Below are 16823 nucleotides of genomic sequence, written 5' to 3'. Positions count from 1 at the left end.
GTATAAATAATTTAGAAATTTATTTTTTTAGCACTATCGATATAAAAAATAGATAACTTAATGCCTCTCTGTATTAAAAGGAATTTAAGCTATCTATCATTCAAATTAACTAAATATACTTATTGCCCATTCTGAGCAAATGCCGCTAATAAGTGTAAAGCCGAAGAGTAATAATCTGTATCTTTACTTAAATCGACATCTTCAATAGGTGTTTTCATTGTTAAATCTCTCACTGCCATCATACCAGGAGTAAAGTTATATTCAGCGCGCTCTTGAGCATCAATACTTACCCAAGCAGGCGTCTTATAACGATCAAATTGCTGCCAATACTGCACAAAAGGTTGTAACGCTAATTCATCGTGTGCCCAAGCCAAATAGAGCGGAATACGTATTGCATCAAAGCTAAATCGTGCAGGCCATTTTTCACTAGGCTCTATCTTTCCATCTGGAAACAAACTTACCCAATCTGTTGGTAATTGATATTCACCAAACCGCATATTTCTAAGTAAAGACTGGCTATCATTAATTAACTCTTTCCAACGAACATCTTTGCTCGTGCGGTAAAAATCTTTCCATGCAGGGAAAATAAAATAGGATGGGTTAATAATAATTTCTTCTGGCGTTTTGAAGCCATTAATACCGGGTAAAAGTACAGTATAATTTTTTGTCTTAACTAAAGTATGTTCCAAAATAGCGTGTTGAATAGAATCAGAAGCTGAAAGATAACTTTCATCATTCCATTTCTCACCAGCTTTTAATAATGCCCACGCAATTAAGATATCACCATCTGTTGCATTATTAGGATCAGGAGTATGTTCACTATTTTCGGGTTCATAACGCCATTTAAATAAGCCTAAATCGCCACGATAAAGAGAAGCAGCTGTCCAGTGCCATAACTTATTAAATGTTTCATGATCATCACTCATCACAGCCATTAACATGCCATAGCCTTGACCTTCAGAGTGTGAAATATTTTTGTTAGCGCTGTCTATAACTCGCCCATCATCCTGAATATAGCGCTCTTTAAACTGTTGCCATCCTACTTGAGTATCTGCTGCCTGTATTGAGGGAGAAACCATAAGCAACAAACCTAAAAAAAAGGTAGAAAATAGATAATGACAACGAGATAAGTGCCAAAAAGACATTGCCTTTCTCTCCTGCTATTGCCGACCGCCATCTTATCTCGGTCGGCATATTGCACATTATTTCAATATAAACTCAAAAGATAGCAACTATCTTTTGTGCTTCACTTACTTCATCTTCTTCTATGACTTCTGTTCTGGGTAACAATGTTTTTTCACAAAAGTCCCGCATCCAAGAAGAAAATTCTTCTTTTAACACAGAATTATGGAGGCCATACTCAACAAAGGCTTTCATATATCCTAGCTTATTACCACAGTCATGTGATTTACCCACTAAGGTATATGCTTCAGCGACTTCTTTTTTCAATAATAAATCAATCGCATCTGTTAATTGAATTTCACCACCAACACCAGCAGGTAGACCATCTAATAATTCCCAGATAGCTTCAGAGAAAACATAACGTCCAACAACAGAAAGGTTAGAAGGTGCATCTTCAGGATTTGGTTTTTCCACAATACGACGAATAGGCGCCCAATTACCTTGAGGGCAGAAAACACCTTCACAATCTACAACACCATATTGTTGCACTTGGCTCATTGGCACAGGTTCAACCATAATTTGGCTACGTTCTGTTTTTTCAAAACGTTTTATCATTGCTGATAAATTATCATGTTGAGGATCGCAATAATGTGAATTTAATAAAACATCAGGCAGTAAAACAATAAATGGATTATTGCCAATAACTGGGCGTGCACAACAAATTGCATGACCTAAACCTAAAGCATGGCCTTGGCGAATTTGGACAATCTTGACATTGTTAGGACAAATTGAACGCACTTCTTCTAATAATTTATTTTTAATACGCTGTTCCAGCATATTTTCTAATTCAAAACTGGTATCAAAGTGATCTGCAATTGAATTTTTAGAAGAGTGAGTAACTAAAATAATTTCCTCAACACCTGCCTGAGCACACTCTTCAACAATATATTGAATTAAAGGGCGATCAACAATAGGCAGCATTTCTTTAGGAATTGATTTCGTTGCAGGTAACATACGAGTACCTAATCCAGCAACAGGGATAACCGCTTTCATCATAATAAAATCCTCTAATAGATATTTATCTAAAACTAATATTTAGTATTATTTTAAATTTACTCTTATATTTCATCAGGAATGCTAGATATATTTAAAAAACAGTTACCCCCCTCTTCGTTAAAAAGAGATAACGTTATTTTTAATATATCTTTACTAAAAAAAACTTTCTATTTAAAACCTTTTATTTAAAATCCGGAATAAAACCCATATTTATTACCACCCATTTCTTTTATAGAATAAAGTGTTTCATCTGCAGATTTTAATAATTCAGATAATGTTTTTCCATCTTTAGGATATTCAGCAATACCTAAACTAATTGAAGGAGTTAACATAAAATCCGAATTAATATTGATGGGCTTTTCCATTGATTTCCAAAGTGATTCTATTATTTCTAGCAAAATCACAGAACAAGAACGTAATCCTTTAGGGAAAAGCACAGCAAACTCGTCGCCACCAAGTCGCCCACAATAGACTTCATTATTTTCTAATTGTGACAACCGTTTAGATATTTCACACAATACCTTATCGCCTGCATGATGCCCGAATTGATCATTAATAGATTTGAATTTATCGCAATCTATAATACCAAGGCAAAATGAAGAAGGCTGTAAAACATTTAATCGTTCATTTTCAATTTTTTCGACAATACTTAGTCGATTAGATATTCCAGTTAATGAATCAATATAGCTTTTATTAAATAATTCATTTCTTAGCTCTACCTTATCAGTAATATCCAAGCTAATAAATACATAATGAGAAATTAAATTACTTTCATCAAACACAGGAATAATACTAATATCTTCCCATATATCTTGTTGAGTATCGTTATTTCTTTTGGCTTCTAATCGATATACTCCTTTATTATCATTATTACCATTTACACAACAATTGATTTGATTCTCGTCAATTAAGTTAAATAAGCTATATTTTTTACCTTTTATATTTTCAAAGTGAACATTATTGAATTCACAATATTTTTCATTTGCATAAATAATAATGCCATTAATATCTGTTACTAACATCATGAAAACATTATTAGTAAATTGCTTTATTAATAAGCATTTAGAATTATCATCATTAAATATCATTTCATTCATTTTTGACCTCCTATGCTCATCAATAAAGCATATATATTATTATTCGGCTGATGAGTTATGCGCATAGCGGAAAATAAAGACATCTTTTGCATCAGTAGGTTGGCGATGCACTTGCATTTTGGCATTACCACCTTGATTCGTTAACCAACCTTCATATAACCCTTCTAAAACACCCGCACTTGCTACACGCCACTGAGCATCATCTTGACTTTGCGTAAAATGAGGCCATGCACAATGAACCAGTAAAAGTTCGCTCATTGCAGGAGATATAGTGACAAACCCCCATTTAAATAGTGTTAATACGCGATTAATATGTGATTCAAGTAATTGAATATTTTCGCTTTCAGGTAAAGGATAACGTAAGGCAATATCTTTACCTATATTCCTTAATTTATTTCCAGCAGTAGAAATATCATTGTCATTTAAAATTTGAAAAAATAATAATTGAGTTAGATCTTGCCAGCCACTTTCAAAAGGTAATTGTAAGATATCACTGTCATGCTTATTCATTATTTGTCTCCTTAATTATTTAGACAGGAAGTCTGGGGTATATTTTAAGTGTAACCACATATTATCTTCAGCATAATCACCCGATGTATCATGCGATAAGCTGACACCTAACTCGGTTTCTTTGTTTAAATAATATTTCGCGTCTAAACCTAATCTATAAGTAATATTCGTTTCGTCTTGTTCTTCGTACTGAGATTTAATACGAGGATCGCTCGCATTCTGTTTATTTAATGCATTTTGCATATAACCATGCGTTGGGAAATAATCACTGCCTTTTTGTTTGTAACTTTGTATCCCTATAGCACCATTTAATGAGACTTCACCTTTTTCAAAACGACGGGTATAAGCAACAGGTAATGAAACAGACACATAATCTTGTGGACTAAAGTAACCACCGTGTCCTAATGAGAAGTAGTTTTGGTTATTTCTGAAGTTCATATAATCAACATGCACACCTGCTTTTACTTCTTGTTGATCATCTTTATAGAACTTAGCATAAGAGCCAATCCACGCTTTCACTTCATCATTACTCGCAACACTTTTACCTTCGTAGTTATAGAAACCACCACCAGCATAAGCCCCAATTTTTCCATCATCCCAAGCATATTGAACTTTAGCGCCGTTACGTGTTACACGACCCCAACTTTCGCCTGTCATTGGATCAGTACGCCCCATATAAGAAAGTAGACTATCTTTTATGGCTCTGCGCTCTGCTGTCAGTGTTAATTGCCCATTTTGGCTAATTTGAGGTGAATATGTGATACCACCGACAACCGTTGCCGTATCTTTACCTAATGGTGTGGAGCCAACATCAAAACTGACATCCTTGTCCGATAAACGCAGTCCTAATTCAACACCAGAAGCACGTTGACTACCGGCTTCATCGGCATTAATTTTGTTTTTCTCATCATGGTTATCGCTATTTTTAGCAAAGCGTTCAGCATGTTGAAGCTGACCAGAACCAAAGCGGTTAGCTCTTTCGCCTGAAACCGAACCACTTGTCATCGAAACAGGGTTAACACTAAATTCCCAACGAAACTCTTCTCCAGGCACACTCGAAATACTGATTGGCGCTGAAATTTCAGTGATGTTAGATAACCCTTTATCACCATTACGATGACGAACAGAAACACCACCTTGTACCCAAGGTGAAACTTTTTCTTCAAGTTCACGAATAGAACGTTGAACCGATGCCATCTCTTTACGTTCATAGATAGAACCCGCAATAACAGGATTATCACTTCCTCCTAATGCGTTTAATTGACCCGCAGAGGTTTTTAATGTGCTATCACTGTTTTGCCATTGCGCACTACGCAGTAACGTTAATGCTTTGCGATTCTCACCATTTAATTGCGCAATTTGCGCAGCTTGTAATAAATAAGCGGGTTGTGAAGATGAAGGAATTTGCTGCAATAATTGTTGTGCTTTTCTTCCATCTTTTTGTGCTAATGCCACTTCGATTTGAGCTTGGATTAATTTGCTATCTTTTCCTTGCTCTTTTTCTAAATAAGAAAGAATTTTGTTTGATTGTTCAGGCATTGATTGCGCTAAATAAACACGACTTAATGCCATTAATAAATCGGGATCATTCGGTGATGTTTTTAAAGCAACCACTAACGTGTCGTAAGCTGCTTTAATTTCGCCTTTTTCACGTAGGCTATCTGCTTGCGCAACTTTAGTGGCAACTTCTAAACGTTTCTTCTCAACAATCGGTGTTTCTTGTTGTAAAGCAGGATCATTAATCAAGCTAGATGCCTGTGTATAATGACCTAACTCATTGAGAACGTTGATATGACCAGCGTAGTTACCTACTGAACCTTTAGTGCCTTTTGCAATATCACTTTCAACCAATTTCAACGCTTCATCATTTAATCCACTATTAACTAATTTTTCAGCCAATTCACCCACATCATTTGGATAATCAGCCACTTGATTAATTAATGGACGTAAAATATTACGCATTGCAACAAGGTTTCCTGCCTGACGATAATGGTCAGCTTGCGCAAGTTGGCGATGAAAACGAGCACGCTGTAATAACTCTTTTTCAGCTTCAGTTTGTTGATTATGGCTACTTAGTAAGTTAAAAACTTTATCCCACTCTTTTTGCTCAACATAAAACAACGATGCCACATAATCAGAATCTCTTGTTCTACGGTTTTGTAGCTGTGAGATAATATTTTTTGCGCCAGCACTGTCACCATCAGCGGCCATTAAGCGCGCTAAATCGAGGTAAACCCAGTTATTTTGCGGGTTTTTACGCTGCGCTTGTAAAAGCAATTGTCTTGCTTGAACACGATTACCATTTTCTAACGCTTTTTGCGCGTCACGGCGTAATTTCTCAGAAGGATCTGTATTTGCAGTAAGTTTTTGACGCAAAGAAGCTGATTGTTGAGCCAATAATTGTTCTGCTTTTGTATTCTGCCCTTCCTGAACTAATAAATAGTAATAAGCAGAAATCACTTTCTCATTATGGCTATTTTGCTGATAAAGCCCTGACAGCAATTGGTGAGCCGCGGGTAAATTACCTTGCTTACGTAATAAGTCAGCTTGTAATAAATTGGCAGACAACCCTTTTTCACCTGAAGCACCCGCTAATGGGGCTAATTGATCGAGAGCTTGTTGAATATTCCCTTGTTTAGCGCGTTGTTGTGCACTGCGTAATTGCGCATAAAAACCCGCATCTTCCGCTTGTTGCTTCCATTTGCTGCCTTGTTCTCCACCTGATTGTGCAGCTTGGTTTAATAAACGCTGACCTGTGGTTAAATCACCTGAGCGTAATGCGATATAACCTAACCCCGCTAAGGCTTGCGCATCATTGTTATCTGCCGCTAAAGCTTGTTTGAAATAACCTTCGGCTTCTTTCAATTTACCTTTATTTAATGCGGTATAACCTGCTTGGCGAGCATTACCTTGAATAGCACCTTGGAAATGCTCTGCAACCGCTTTATCGTTCGGGTTTGCTTGCAAATAAGTCTTATATAACACTTCATCATCAGGACGAACATTCAGCCATAACAGTGCTTGACGCATACCTTTTTTGGCTGATTCATCACCCGAGATATTACCTAAAATAGTTATACCTTCACGGCGAGTCTCTTCGTTATAAGTTAGCGTTAATCCTAATGCTTTTTGCGTTTCTTTATTATCAGGCATTAATGCAGCACGTTGCTTTAACCCCGTAATAGCTTGAGGCAACATTGCGGGTACACCCGCCATGGTTTGATAATATTCTAACGCTAGTGTTTCAGGTGGCTCACTACTAACAAATAAACGTTGATACGCTTTTATTGCTTCTTCATGTTGCCCTTTTTTCGCTAACTCTCTGGCATATCCTAATTGTTGTTCACTAAATTGTGATGATCGGATATTTTTTAATCCTTCAATTCGTGGATCTTGCGGTGCAATTTGCGCAAGTTTTTCTCGCCAATATGTTGCTTGCTTTTCATTACCTTGTTGCGCAGTAAAGAATGCCATTAAATACAGCGCGTCCTGATTATTGCTTTCCATAATCAGTACTTTTTGCAGTGCTTCTACTGCACGTTCATCGTGTGCTCTACCGTGCCAATAATTAGCTTGCTCAATAAGAGAACTGACAATATTTGGATCAGTTGCTGTTGTATTTGCCTCAACTGCGGTTGCTTGTACTTGGCTTGATGCCCCTAGAATACAACCTGCATAGATGACTTTAACGATGATATTAAGTGCGTGATTTTTCATCTTATATCCCCTCTTATTTGTCTGAACGATGCTGTGATATCTGATGTAAACGACGAGTTGAACGACGTTGTAACCAGTAATAAGTCACGAAGCCCGTCAACGCACAAAAACCAACAGCTAAAAGACCCAGCAAATATACGTGTCTAGAGCTATACCAAAGGAATTGTTGTAAGAAAGGTAAGTCACCTTGCGAAAAGTGTTCACCTAAATGGAAACTTTTTACGGTGTCTTTACCACTAATAAGAGTGATGTCGCCTTTAATAGCCGCATTTATTTGGGCTAAATTTAAGTCATTGATAATGGTTTTTATCGAATCATTACCTTTAGCTGTAACCAATACGACAACTCTGTTGCTTGCCCAAGGTGAGATAAAACTCATCATGCCACGCCAATCTTTCAGTGAAGATAAGTAACTTGCAGCATCACCACTTTGAGATAAATAATCGCCAGCAATCCAACCTTTTGCCTTGTCAATCAATGATTGTGGTTTGATTTCGACGTTTTTATTTAAAAATGAGAACGTTTGTTGTGAAAAACGAGCAGGTAGAAATCCCTCACTATTTAATGAGCCAATCGCTAGCACATCATGTTGAGAGAGGTTATTTTTCTCGAGCTCTTTAGCACCTAAGAAAACCGAAGCATGAGAAACAGGTGTTCCTGTGGCATAACCTGATCTCGCCATTAAGTTCACTAAGGTATAAAGCTCTTCTATTGTTGGATTTTCAGGTAATAGCAGTGTGGTTTGTGAAAAATCCGCACGGCGACTAAATGGGAATGACGCTCCTGAAAAATAAGCCAAGTTCGGCATTCTTGAGTAGTGCCAAGTATTTTTAAATTGCAGTGTTGATTGCGGATCAATTTGGCTAATTAAGCTACTGCCATCCGTTAAAATACACGGTGAATCATCAGGCTCACGTAAATCAAAATAAAACTGTAATTGATTCTGACTATAAATTTGACGAGGATTTAAATAGAGCGTGCTATTTTGCTGTTCGCTCTCCATTCCCAGCCATTGTCTTAACATACCTAAAGGTTCTGAACGCGCCGGATACAATGCACCTAAGAATTGGTTATTCAAAGAGACAATTAATGAAGAGCGACGACTATTTAGTTTATCCGAATGAGGAAAAACATATTTCAAATCTAACGGCAGTGCATCACCATCCCACCAAAAGAGATCGGGAGAGACACGAAACGAAAACTGATTTGGTGCATGGTTAATGCCTTGGCGTGAGAAATCATCACTACCATTGGCAATTTGACTTAACGAAACAGGTTTATTGGTATTTAACCAACGAGGTGCATCGTAATCCGCACTCATTGCAAGCGTTTGAGAAGGCACCACTAAGTGATCGTTTTGTGGCAATTTACCGTTGTTTAATGCCCATACAGCTTGGCGAAGAGATTTCTCATTATCACCGCTGATCAGTAATAATTTGAAAACAGGATCGACTGGGTTATCAACAATGGTTAATTGCCCACTATTTCCTGAAGGTAATGTAATACCCGCAATAGTCTGCCCTGAATAACCAACTAAAATACCATCACTTTCAGGTAACTGATTCATTAAAACCGGTAAATCAACTTGCTTAATATCATGGCTAAAACTGCCAAACCATGATGCAGCAATGGCTGCTGTTGTTACCTCTGCATGGTCAGGTTTATCTGACAATATGATAGGTAACGAGGTCGCTGTCATTCTGTCAGGATCAAAGAACGGTAGGGGCAATCGTTCCAGACTATACCCGCCATTAATCCAGCGACCTCGATAATCTAATGATGAATCTGGTGAAATAACCAAACTTAATTCTTCAGCCAGTGGAGGAATACATTGGCTTTCATCCAATGCATCACGATTGGCTAAACGAAAGCTGAGATTATTCACATTCGTCAACATCATTTCAGGAATTTCTAAAACATATTCATGCTCTTGCCCACCTTCTTCTAAAGGTAGAAATCCCATAGGTTGACCATTTAGCATTAAGTGAAGTGTTTGATCAGATTGAATTAATCCTTGAGATGCTTTCACTTTCATTGTTAATGTGGCGTTATCAATAAATAAATCGTTCGCCATATTAAAAGTCACACCAGAAAGTAATTTTCTTCCTGATAGCACGATAGGCGATGGACTTCCCATTTGTGCCAAAGTTAATTGCTCTTCAATATTACGCGCTTCAGACAATACGCCATCTTCAAGTTGGATCGGGTTATTCGCCTTTTGTTGCACTGGCGAATGTGTATAAGCAGTCGGATCAGGTAAAAGCTCCCCTCCTAGCTCTAACATTCCGGTATCTGCTTGAGAAAGATTAATACTTGCGATCGCTATTGCCGTCAGGCTTAGCATTAATGTCAGTTTCTTTTTCATGCTTAGTCATCCCCGTTAATTGATTGCACAGAGAGTGAAGCTTTTGCTTTCGTTCTTATTGCTGGCGCTTTCACTTTTTGGCGACGACCAAAGAACAGTTCGAAAATACAACGTGTAATACCGGCCAATTCTTTAAATGGCTTGTCTTTATAATCTGCTTGATGGATCCATGCATCAGCACGACCAAAGACAATGCGCACCAATTTACGGCGAAGATTTAAATCAATAGGTAAGAATTCAAGACGTAGTTGATTGCTTTCTAAACTCACCATATCAACAGGAACGGTAACTTCATCTCGTTGTACATTCAGGGTGATTGAAGTGACATTACGTTGGCGAAGTTCAGACATTTTATTCACGGCAATGCGAACGCCACCCATTGAAATATCTTCTGTGGTAGTTGTTAATTCAGCGCCATCATCAAAATGTAACGTAATCGGTAAAGATGCATTGATTCGAGTATTTTTACGAATTTGTCGCGTCTCTTTACCTACTGCGATAGAGGCAAGAATGATAAATAAACTGTATGTCGCCCAAGCAAGGTTTAAAACAATAACCAGCGGGTCAATACCTTGGAAGTCATTTAATAGGTAACGGACAACAACCCATGAAATCCCGGTGATAAGAAGAAGTGCAGTGATAATTAATGGACGTACAGTGAGGTAATCCATATAGCTTTTATCAAGCAAGTCACCTTTATCTGTTACGTTAAATTTACCTAATTTTGGTGAAACTAAGCTCAGTAAAGTAGGGAGTACCAAACTAAATGCCATGACGGTTTCATAAATTTCACCCCAAAAAGAGTAACGGTATTTACCGATATTTTTCGAGTTTACATAAACCGACATGATTAAGTGTGGTAATGCATAGGCAAATATCATGCTGGCGGATGAAGCGATAATATTAAGGTTAAATAACATAAACAGTAACGGCGCAGTCAAGAAGATGATACGAGGCAAACCGTACTGAAAATGGAGCATGGCATTGAGATAACATAAACGCTGAGGGAATGTTAAACCACGCCCCAACATTGGATTATCAACACGGAATATCTGTGTCATTCCTCTAGCCCAACGAATACGCTGGTTAACGTGTAATGCTAAACGTTCTGTTGCAAGACCTGCGGCTAAAGGAATATCAATAAATGCAGAGTTCCAACCTAAGCGTTGTAATTTAAGCGCAGTGTGTGCATCTTCTGTTACCGTTTCAACAGCAATGCCACCAATTTCTTCAAGAGCACTACGACGCATAACAGCACATGAACCACAGAAGAATGTCGCATTCCAGTTATCATTACCACGTTGAACAGGGCCATAGAAAAGTGCGCCTTCATGCGGTGCATCTTTAGCCGCACTTAAATTTCGCTCAAATGGGTCTGGCGAGTAGAAATAGTGTGGTGTTTGGATCAACGCTAATTTTGGATCTTCAAGGAAGCTTCCTACTGTTGCTTGCAAGAAAATACGCGTGGAAATATGGTCACAGTCAAAAACGCAGATTAGCTCACCGTCTGTTAATCCCATCGCATGATTTAAGTTACCTGCTTTAGCGTGATCATGAACTTCACGTTCAATGTAAGTTACACCAACATCACCAGCGAATTGTTTAAATTCTTCACGACTACCATCATCCAATATATAAACTTTCATTTTATCTTGTGGATAATCGATAGCTTGTGCAGCAAGGACCGTATCACGTACAACATCCAAGCTTTCGTTATATGTTGGAATATAAATATCAACAGTAGGCCATTGAGAAATATCTTTAGGTAAAGGTGCTATTTTTCTATTTAATGGCCATGACGTTTGGAAATAACCTAGGACTAATATTATCCAAGAATAAATTTCAGCCATAAATAAACCACTACCTAAAACAGCCTCGATAGTTGTATTAAAATTTAAGGTATTTGTTGCACGCCAGTAGAGATAACGCGTTGACATCAACAATGAAATAAAAACCATTGTTAATAATCGTTTTTTTGATTTTTTAAAACCGATAACAAATAACAGCAATATATTGATAAGACCGAATATATATTGTTGTTCGGCGCTCATTGGCATAACAATGAGTGAAAACATCGTTATCAATAAAAAAGCCGTAATTAATGTTTTAAATATTTTATTCATAAACCCATACCTTTGTCATCGCCATAGATCTTTTCTTAAGACAAAGGCACCCTATCGACATTAATACATATCGAAAAGAAATAAACCTATCTTAAAAAATAAAATAACAATGGCTAAAGATTGACACCAGTCAATATTATTTATTTACACAAAGAGTTTTGCTTATTCAGATTAGATAGAGGCAATAAATGACAATATATCTTTTAGTGATATATTTTCATGAGCATGAACTCTATCAGTTTCTTTGCTATCAAATATTTTATTATCTGCTAACAAATTTTGCTTACTCTTAATTAAATTGTCTTTCTTTGCTTTAACAACTAAAGCATCCTGGTGATAAGAAGGGATAGACGATGAAGTAACAGGCTGTTTTGGTTCGTTTTTCACTATAAGTGAAGTTTCAGAAAACGTATTATTACTTAAATTACTAATTTTATTATTATCTTCTTTATTTATAACTACTGGTTCTATTTTATTATCAACATCTTGTATTGTAGAGGAAGAAAACTCTTGAAAAGCAAAGGCATCTTCCTGAAACTTATCTTTTAGGTTACTAATATCATCATACATAGTGTGGCCCCTTTAATAACAGTACTCTAAACCTTGTTCAATAATTTGATGCTCATCCAAAATAAGGGGGAGAGAACCTTATAGATAATTTTCACAATAAGTTAAAAATATATCTCTATAAATTCATATTTAAACTCTCATTAAATCATCAATTAATGAACATCAACTATGTAGGGTAAAATAATCTTATAAATACTAATTTATTTAATTACAAATAAACATCATCCAATTAGGAGTAATGATTATTTAAATTAAATTGTATAATTATTTTAATGAAAAAGACAACATCAAAAAAAGTGTAAAAAGTAAAACGCCACTCATTTTCACTTTATAAAAATGGGTACTTTTACTTAATTTCATATTTATTATTACTATCAAAAATAGCATCTTTTTTACCTAAAAAAACAGGTTTAAAAACCAGATAATAACTAGAGTTAATTAATAACAATTTGTATAAATTTTATAAATATAAAATTCTAAAATAATTATTTATTGATATTATTTCTTCTAAAAAGCAAAGAGCCCATCAAGATCAATTTTAATAAACCCTCTTTTTTCTATTCCAAAAAAGACTAAAAAAATAATAACTAAAAATGGAAAGGATTATTTATTCATATTGATCATCATCAAAATAGGTTCCTTTTTTACACCTAAAAAGTGTGTTTATTGCTTTTTATCATATTACGATCGTTCTATTTTATTAATAAAAAAATAAAACACATCAGTATTGGTTAAGTTTTAGAAAAAAACATTAAAATAAAAGACAAAAGTAGATAATCAATCTATGATTAGTTTTATTATTTACTTATAGTAAATACCGCTAAGAATAACCTGTATTCCAGAATAATTAACTTAAGTAATATTTTATCTATAAAATGATATTGTTAATTTAGCTTAACAAATACACAAGCGTGATTTAGTTCAAATAATAAATGTAACAATGAAAACAAGTATCTCAATTAAGCTAAGTTATTAAATTAATTACGTAATAGCTATTTTATTAGTTATAAATACCAATAATTAGTATAAATACCAATAAATGTGCTTTTTTATATTAAAAATACTTAATTAACTACACCTTTATACTAAGTAAGTAGTATCGTTTTAAGATTATCTTTTTGTGTGATTATATAAATAAAGAAACTCTTTAGTTCGATTTTTTTAAGAGTAATCCTAGTAATCTAAGCTCTATTTTTTTTATCATTCAGTAAAAACAAATCTAATTAAGATTAATTTAATAAGAATAATTTGAAAATAGCGGAATCGCTTCACCTATAAGCAGAATAGCAAAAAGGCTCTCTATCCTTCTTTACTTCTATGCTATCTTTATTAAGTGAATTAGGAGTATTCAACATAACGGAAAAAAAGATGGATTTAGAACAATTAAAAAAAGAATTTCGTGCAGGAAAGAAAATAAAGTACATCTACTTTTGGGGACACAAAAGTAAAGGTAATGACATCGCAAAAAGTTGTTTTAGCCAATGGTATCCAGCACCTTTTATATTAGATGATGTGCGTTATGCCAGCGCTGAGCACTATATGATGGCTGAAAAAGCAAAGCTATTTAATGATATAGAAGTCAGAAAGCGCATTATTACTGCATCTAACCCAGGCTCTGCAAAAGCATTAGGCAGAGAAGTCAAAGGATTTGACCAAGGTATTTGGGAACAACACCGTATGGATATTGTTATTCGTGCCAATATCGCTAAGTTTTCCCAAAATGAAGAACTCGGTAAATTTCTGATTTCAACAGGCAATCGTGTGCTTGTTGAGGCAAGCCCCGTTGATAAAATATGGGGAGTCGGTTTAAGTGAGCAAGACAATGAGATTAACAATCCTCTTCTTTGGAATGGATTAAATTTATTAGGCTTTGCTCTAATGAAAGTACGTAGTGTTTTGATTGAAAGTAGTAATCAATAGATAAAGAAAACTCAACTGTCACCAATCACTGTTCTTCTTTAACCTAGTGTATATAAGCAGTAGAGATAACTTAAGTATTGACTGAAATAGAAATGGCCACGTAACGACACCCTTGTCGTTGCTATAAATAATATTTACAGAATAATTAAGAGACTGATATGTATTATGGTTTTGATATGGGCGGCACAAAAATTGAGCTTGCCGTTTTTGATAAAGATCTGACTCAAGTATGGCAAAAACGTGTTCCTACACCTAAAAATGATTATCAGGCGTTATTGAATGTTTTTAAGGAACTGACCTTAGAAGCTGACATTGAATTAGGGTGTAAAGGAAAAGTAGGCGTTGGTGTTCCTGGTATTGTGAATGCAAAAGAAGGAACGGTATTTACCACTAATGTTCCAGCCGCTAAATACAAGCCAATGGTTCATGATCTTGCACATATACTCAATAGACCGGTTAAAGTTGAAAATGATGCTAACTGCTTTGCCTTATCGGAAGCATGGGATCCCGAATTTCGTCATCATCCTTCTGTACTTGGACTTATTTTAGGTACAGGTGTTGGTGGCGGTTTTGTTATTGATGGCAAAGTATTATCTGGCAAGAATGGGATTGCTGGTGAAATCGGTCATATGAATCTGAATGTGGATGCAGATAACGTGATTGGCGAAACAATGCCAAAAATCATCTGCGGTTGTGGTAAAAAAGCGTGTTTTGAAACTTATTTATCTGGTCGTGGTTTTGAACGTATGTATAAGGCATTCAATCATACTCCCAGAAGAGCCGTTGATATTGTTGAGCAATACTATGCTGGAGATAAGAAAACAGAAGAGCACGTTGATCGTTATATGAAAGTGTTAGCGATTTATCTAAGTAATATTCTTACTGTACTTGATCCACATTTAATTGTTATTGGTGGTGGATTATCGCAATTTAATGCACTGTATGACCAATTACCTGAATATCTCTCACACTGTGTCTATGGAAATGCTCAAATTCCAGCAATAGAAAAAGCACGTCATGGTGATGCAGGTGGCGCTCGCGGAGCTGCTTGCCTTAATTTATTAGACTAATAAATAAAAAAGAGCCTTTCTTCTTTTTATTAGAGGCTCTTCTATTTATAGCGTTTTATCAACGTCATTACATTATTAAGGCTACGTTATGGATAAGGTTTGGTTTAAAAAAAGGCTCACCTTTCTTGGTGGGTTAACTATCATATTAGTCTTACTTCAACTTATTAACTCACTATTACCCATATCTCTTTTTCAATGGGGTATTGTTCCAAGAACGGGTGAAGGTTTAATTGGTATTTTTATCGCACCTTTCATTCATGGATCTTGGTCCCATCTATTTAGTAATCTACTCCCGCTTCTTATTCTTAGCTTTTTATCCATGACACAATCTCTACGAGAATATGTACTATCCAGTATATTTATTATTATCATAAGTGGTTTATTAGTTTGGATTTTTGGACGAAATGCTATTCACGTTGGTGCAAGTGGGTGGATTTTTGGGTTATGGTCTTTACTTATTGCTCACGCTTTTACTCGACATAAAATTATCGATATTGTAATTGCACTCTTTGTTCTATTCTATTATGGATCAATGGCCTATGGCTTAATTCCGGGACAATTAGGTGTATCAACAGAATCACATATTTCAGGTGTCGTTGCAGGGTTGCTTTACGCATGGTGTGCAAGAAAACTAATACGCCGTAAAAGCCAAGTAGTAGAAGTGGCTAAATAGCCACTTCTGTATAAAGCGGTTACTTGTGACCAATTGGCAGTATTGTTCTGCCATACATCTCATTTAATACTTCAGCCATTGCAAGATAAAAAGCACTGGCACCACAAATAATACCTTCAAAACCTGCAATTTTTAAAATCAGTGCATTACCTGTGATATTTCCTATTGCCAGTAATGCAAATAAAATAGTCAGACTTAAAAAGACAAACTGGAGTGCTCTATTGGCTTTTAACGTGCCAATAAACATGAAAAAGGTAAAAATTCCCCATAACGCTAAAAACACACCCAAAAAGAGAGGTGTTGTGGGTTCACTTAAGCCCATCACGGGTAATAACCAAATACCAACTAATGTTACCCAAAAGAAGCCGTAAGAGGTAAATGCAGTGGCTCCAAAAGTATTGCCTTTTTTGAACTCAAAAATTCCAGCAATAACTTGTGCGATCCCACCATAAAAAATTCCCATACTCATAATAACTGAGACTACTGGGAAAAAACCGGCATTATGTATGTTCAACAAAATCGTTGTCATACCAAAACCCATTAAACCTAATGGACCCGGATTGGCAATGCGTTCGTTAGTCATAAAACCTAAAACCTCTA

General features: G+C 35.8%; 12 protein-coding genes. 3 read left to right on the top strand and 9 right to left on the bottom strand.

What is annotated here, in order from left to right:
* Positions 1-119 precede the first annotated feature (119 nt).
* The 8 genes from JEP71_RS13705 to JEP71_RS13670 all read right to left on the bottom strand — a co-directional run bounded on the left by JEP71_RS13705 (position 120) and on the right by JEP71_RS13670 (position 12560).
* Positions 120-1145 carry a glycosyl hydrolase family 8 gene (locus JEP71_RS13705; protein ID WP_198626389.1) on the bottom strand — a complete coding sequence of 342 codons (1026 nt, stop codon included), beginning with the start codon at positions 1143-1145 and terminating at the stop codon, positions 120-122.
* A gap of 73 nt (positions 1146-1218) precedes the next feature.
* Positions 1219-2178 (bottom strand): UTP--glucose-1-phosphate uridylyltransferase GalU, encoded by a 960-nt coding sequence (galU, locus tag JEP71_RS13700; protein ID WP_232797629.1) that lies wholly within the window; start codon positions 2176-2178, stop codon positions 1219-1221.
* Between the two features lie 185 nt (positions 2179-2363).
* A complete protein-coding gene (locus JEP71_RS13695) occupies positions 2364-3275 on the bottom strand; it encodes a sensor domain-containing diguanylate cyclase (RefSeq protein WP_196533622.1) in 912 nt (303 codons plus the stop codon).
* Between the two features lie 39 nt (positions 3276-3314).
* On the bottom strand, positions 3315-3785 hold the full coding sequence (gene bcsD / locus JEP71_RS13690; protein ID WP_109373335.1) for a cellulose biosynthesis protein BcsD: 471 nt from the start codon (positions 3783-3785) through the stop codon (positions 3315-3317).
* Positions 3786-3800: 15 nt separating this feature from the next.
* Entirely contained in the window at positions 3801-7502 is a 3702-nt protein-coding gene (locus tag JEP71_RS13685) for a cellulose biosynthesis protein BcsC (RefSeq protein ID WP_198626388.1), read from the bottom strand.
* Between the two features lie 13 nt (positions 7503-7515).
* The gene (gene bcsB / locus JEP71_RS13680; protein WP_198626387.1) at positions 7516-9867 is read right to left on the bottom strand and encodes a cellulose biosynthesis cyclic di-GMP-binding regulatory protein BcsB; all 2352 of its coding nucleotides are present in this window, start codon (positions 9865-9867) and stop codon (positions 7516-7518) included.
* 2 nt (positions 9868-9869) lie between these two features.
* Positions 9870-11990 carry a UDP-forming cellulose synthase catalytic subunit gene (gene bcsA / locus JEP71_RS13675; protein ID WP_196533616.1) on the bottom strand — a complete coding sequence of 707 codons (2121 nt, stop codon included), beginning with the start codon at positions 11988-11990 and terminating at the stop codon, positions 9870-9872.
* A 171-nt stretch (positions 11991-12161) separates the two neighbouring features.
* Positions 12162-12560 carry a hypothetical protein gene (locus JEP71_RS13670; protein ID WP_196533614.1) on the bottom strand — a complete coding sequence of 133 codons (399 nt, stop codon included), beginning with the start codon at positions 12558-12560 and terminating at the stop codon, positions 12162-12164.
* A 1368-nt stretch (positions 12561-13928) separates the two neighbouring features.
* Between JEP71_RS13670 and JEP71_RS13665 the strand changes: the two genes are divergently transcribed.
* The 3 genes from JEP71_RS13665 to JEP71_RS13655 all read left to right on the top strand — a co-directional run bounded on the left by JEP71_RS13665 (position 13929) and on the right by JEP71_RS13655 (position 16223).
* Positions 13929-14480, top strand: a complete 552-nt coding sequence (locus JEP71_RS13665; RefSeq protein ID WP_100157808.1) for an NADAR family protein — start codon at positions 13929-13931, stop codon at positions 14478-14480.
* 158 nt (positions 14481-14638) lie between these two features.
* Positions 14639-15550 (top strand): N-acetylglucosamine kinase, encoded by a 912-nt coding sequence (gene nagK, locus JEP71_RS13660; RefSeq protein ID WP_198620272.1) that lies wholly within the window; start codon positions 14639-14641, stop codon positions 15548-15550.
* 88 nt (positions 15551-15638) lie between these two features.
* The gene (locus tag JEP71_RS13655; protein ID WP_198626386.1) at positions 15639-16223 is read left to right on the top strand and encodes a rhomboid family intramembrane serine protease; all 585 of its coding nucleotides are present in this window, start codon (positions 15639-15641) and stop codon (positions 16221-16223) included.
* A gap of 19 nt (positions 16224-16242) precedes the next feature.
* Here the strand turns inward: JEP71_RS13655 and satP are convergent, their stop codons facing one another.
* Entirely contained in the window at positions 16243-16806 is a 564-nt protein-coding gene (gene satP, locus JEP71_RS13650) for an acetate uptake transporter (RefSeq protein ID WP_072065220.1), read from the bottom strand.
* Positions 16807-16823: the final 17 nt, after the last annotated feature.

Source organism: Proteus sp. PR00224 (genome assembly GCF_016238105.1).
GTDB lineage: Bacteria > Pseudomonadota > Gammaproteobacteria > Enterobacterales > Enterobacteriaceae > Proteus.
Note: the sequence above shows the minus strand (reverse complement) of the source record. Positions and strands in the feature narration are given on the sequence as shown.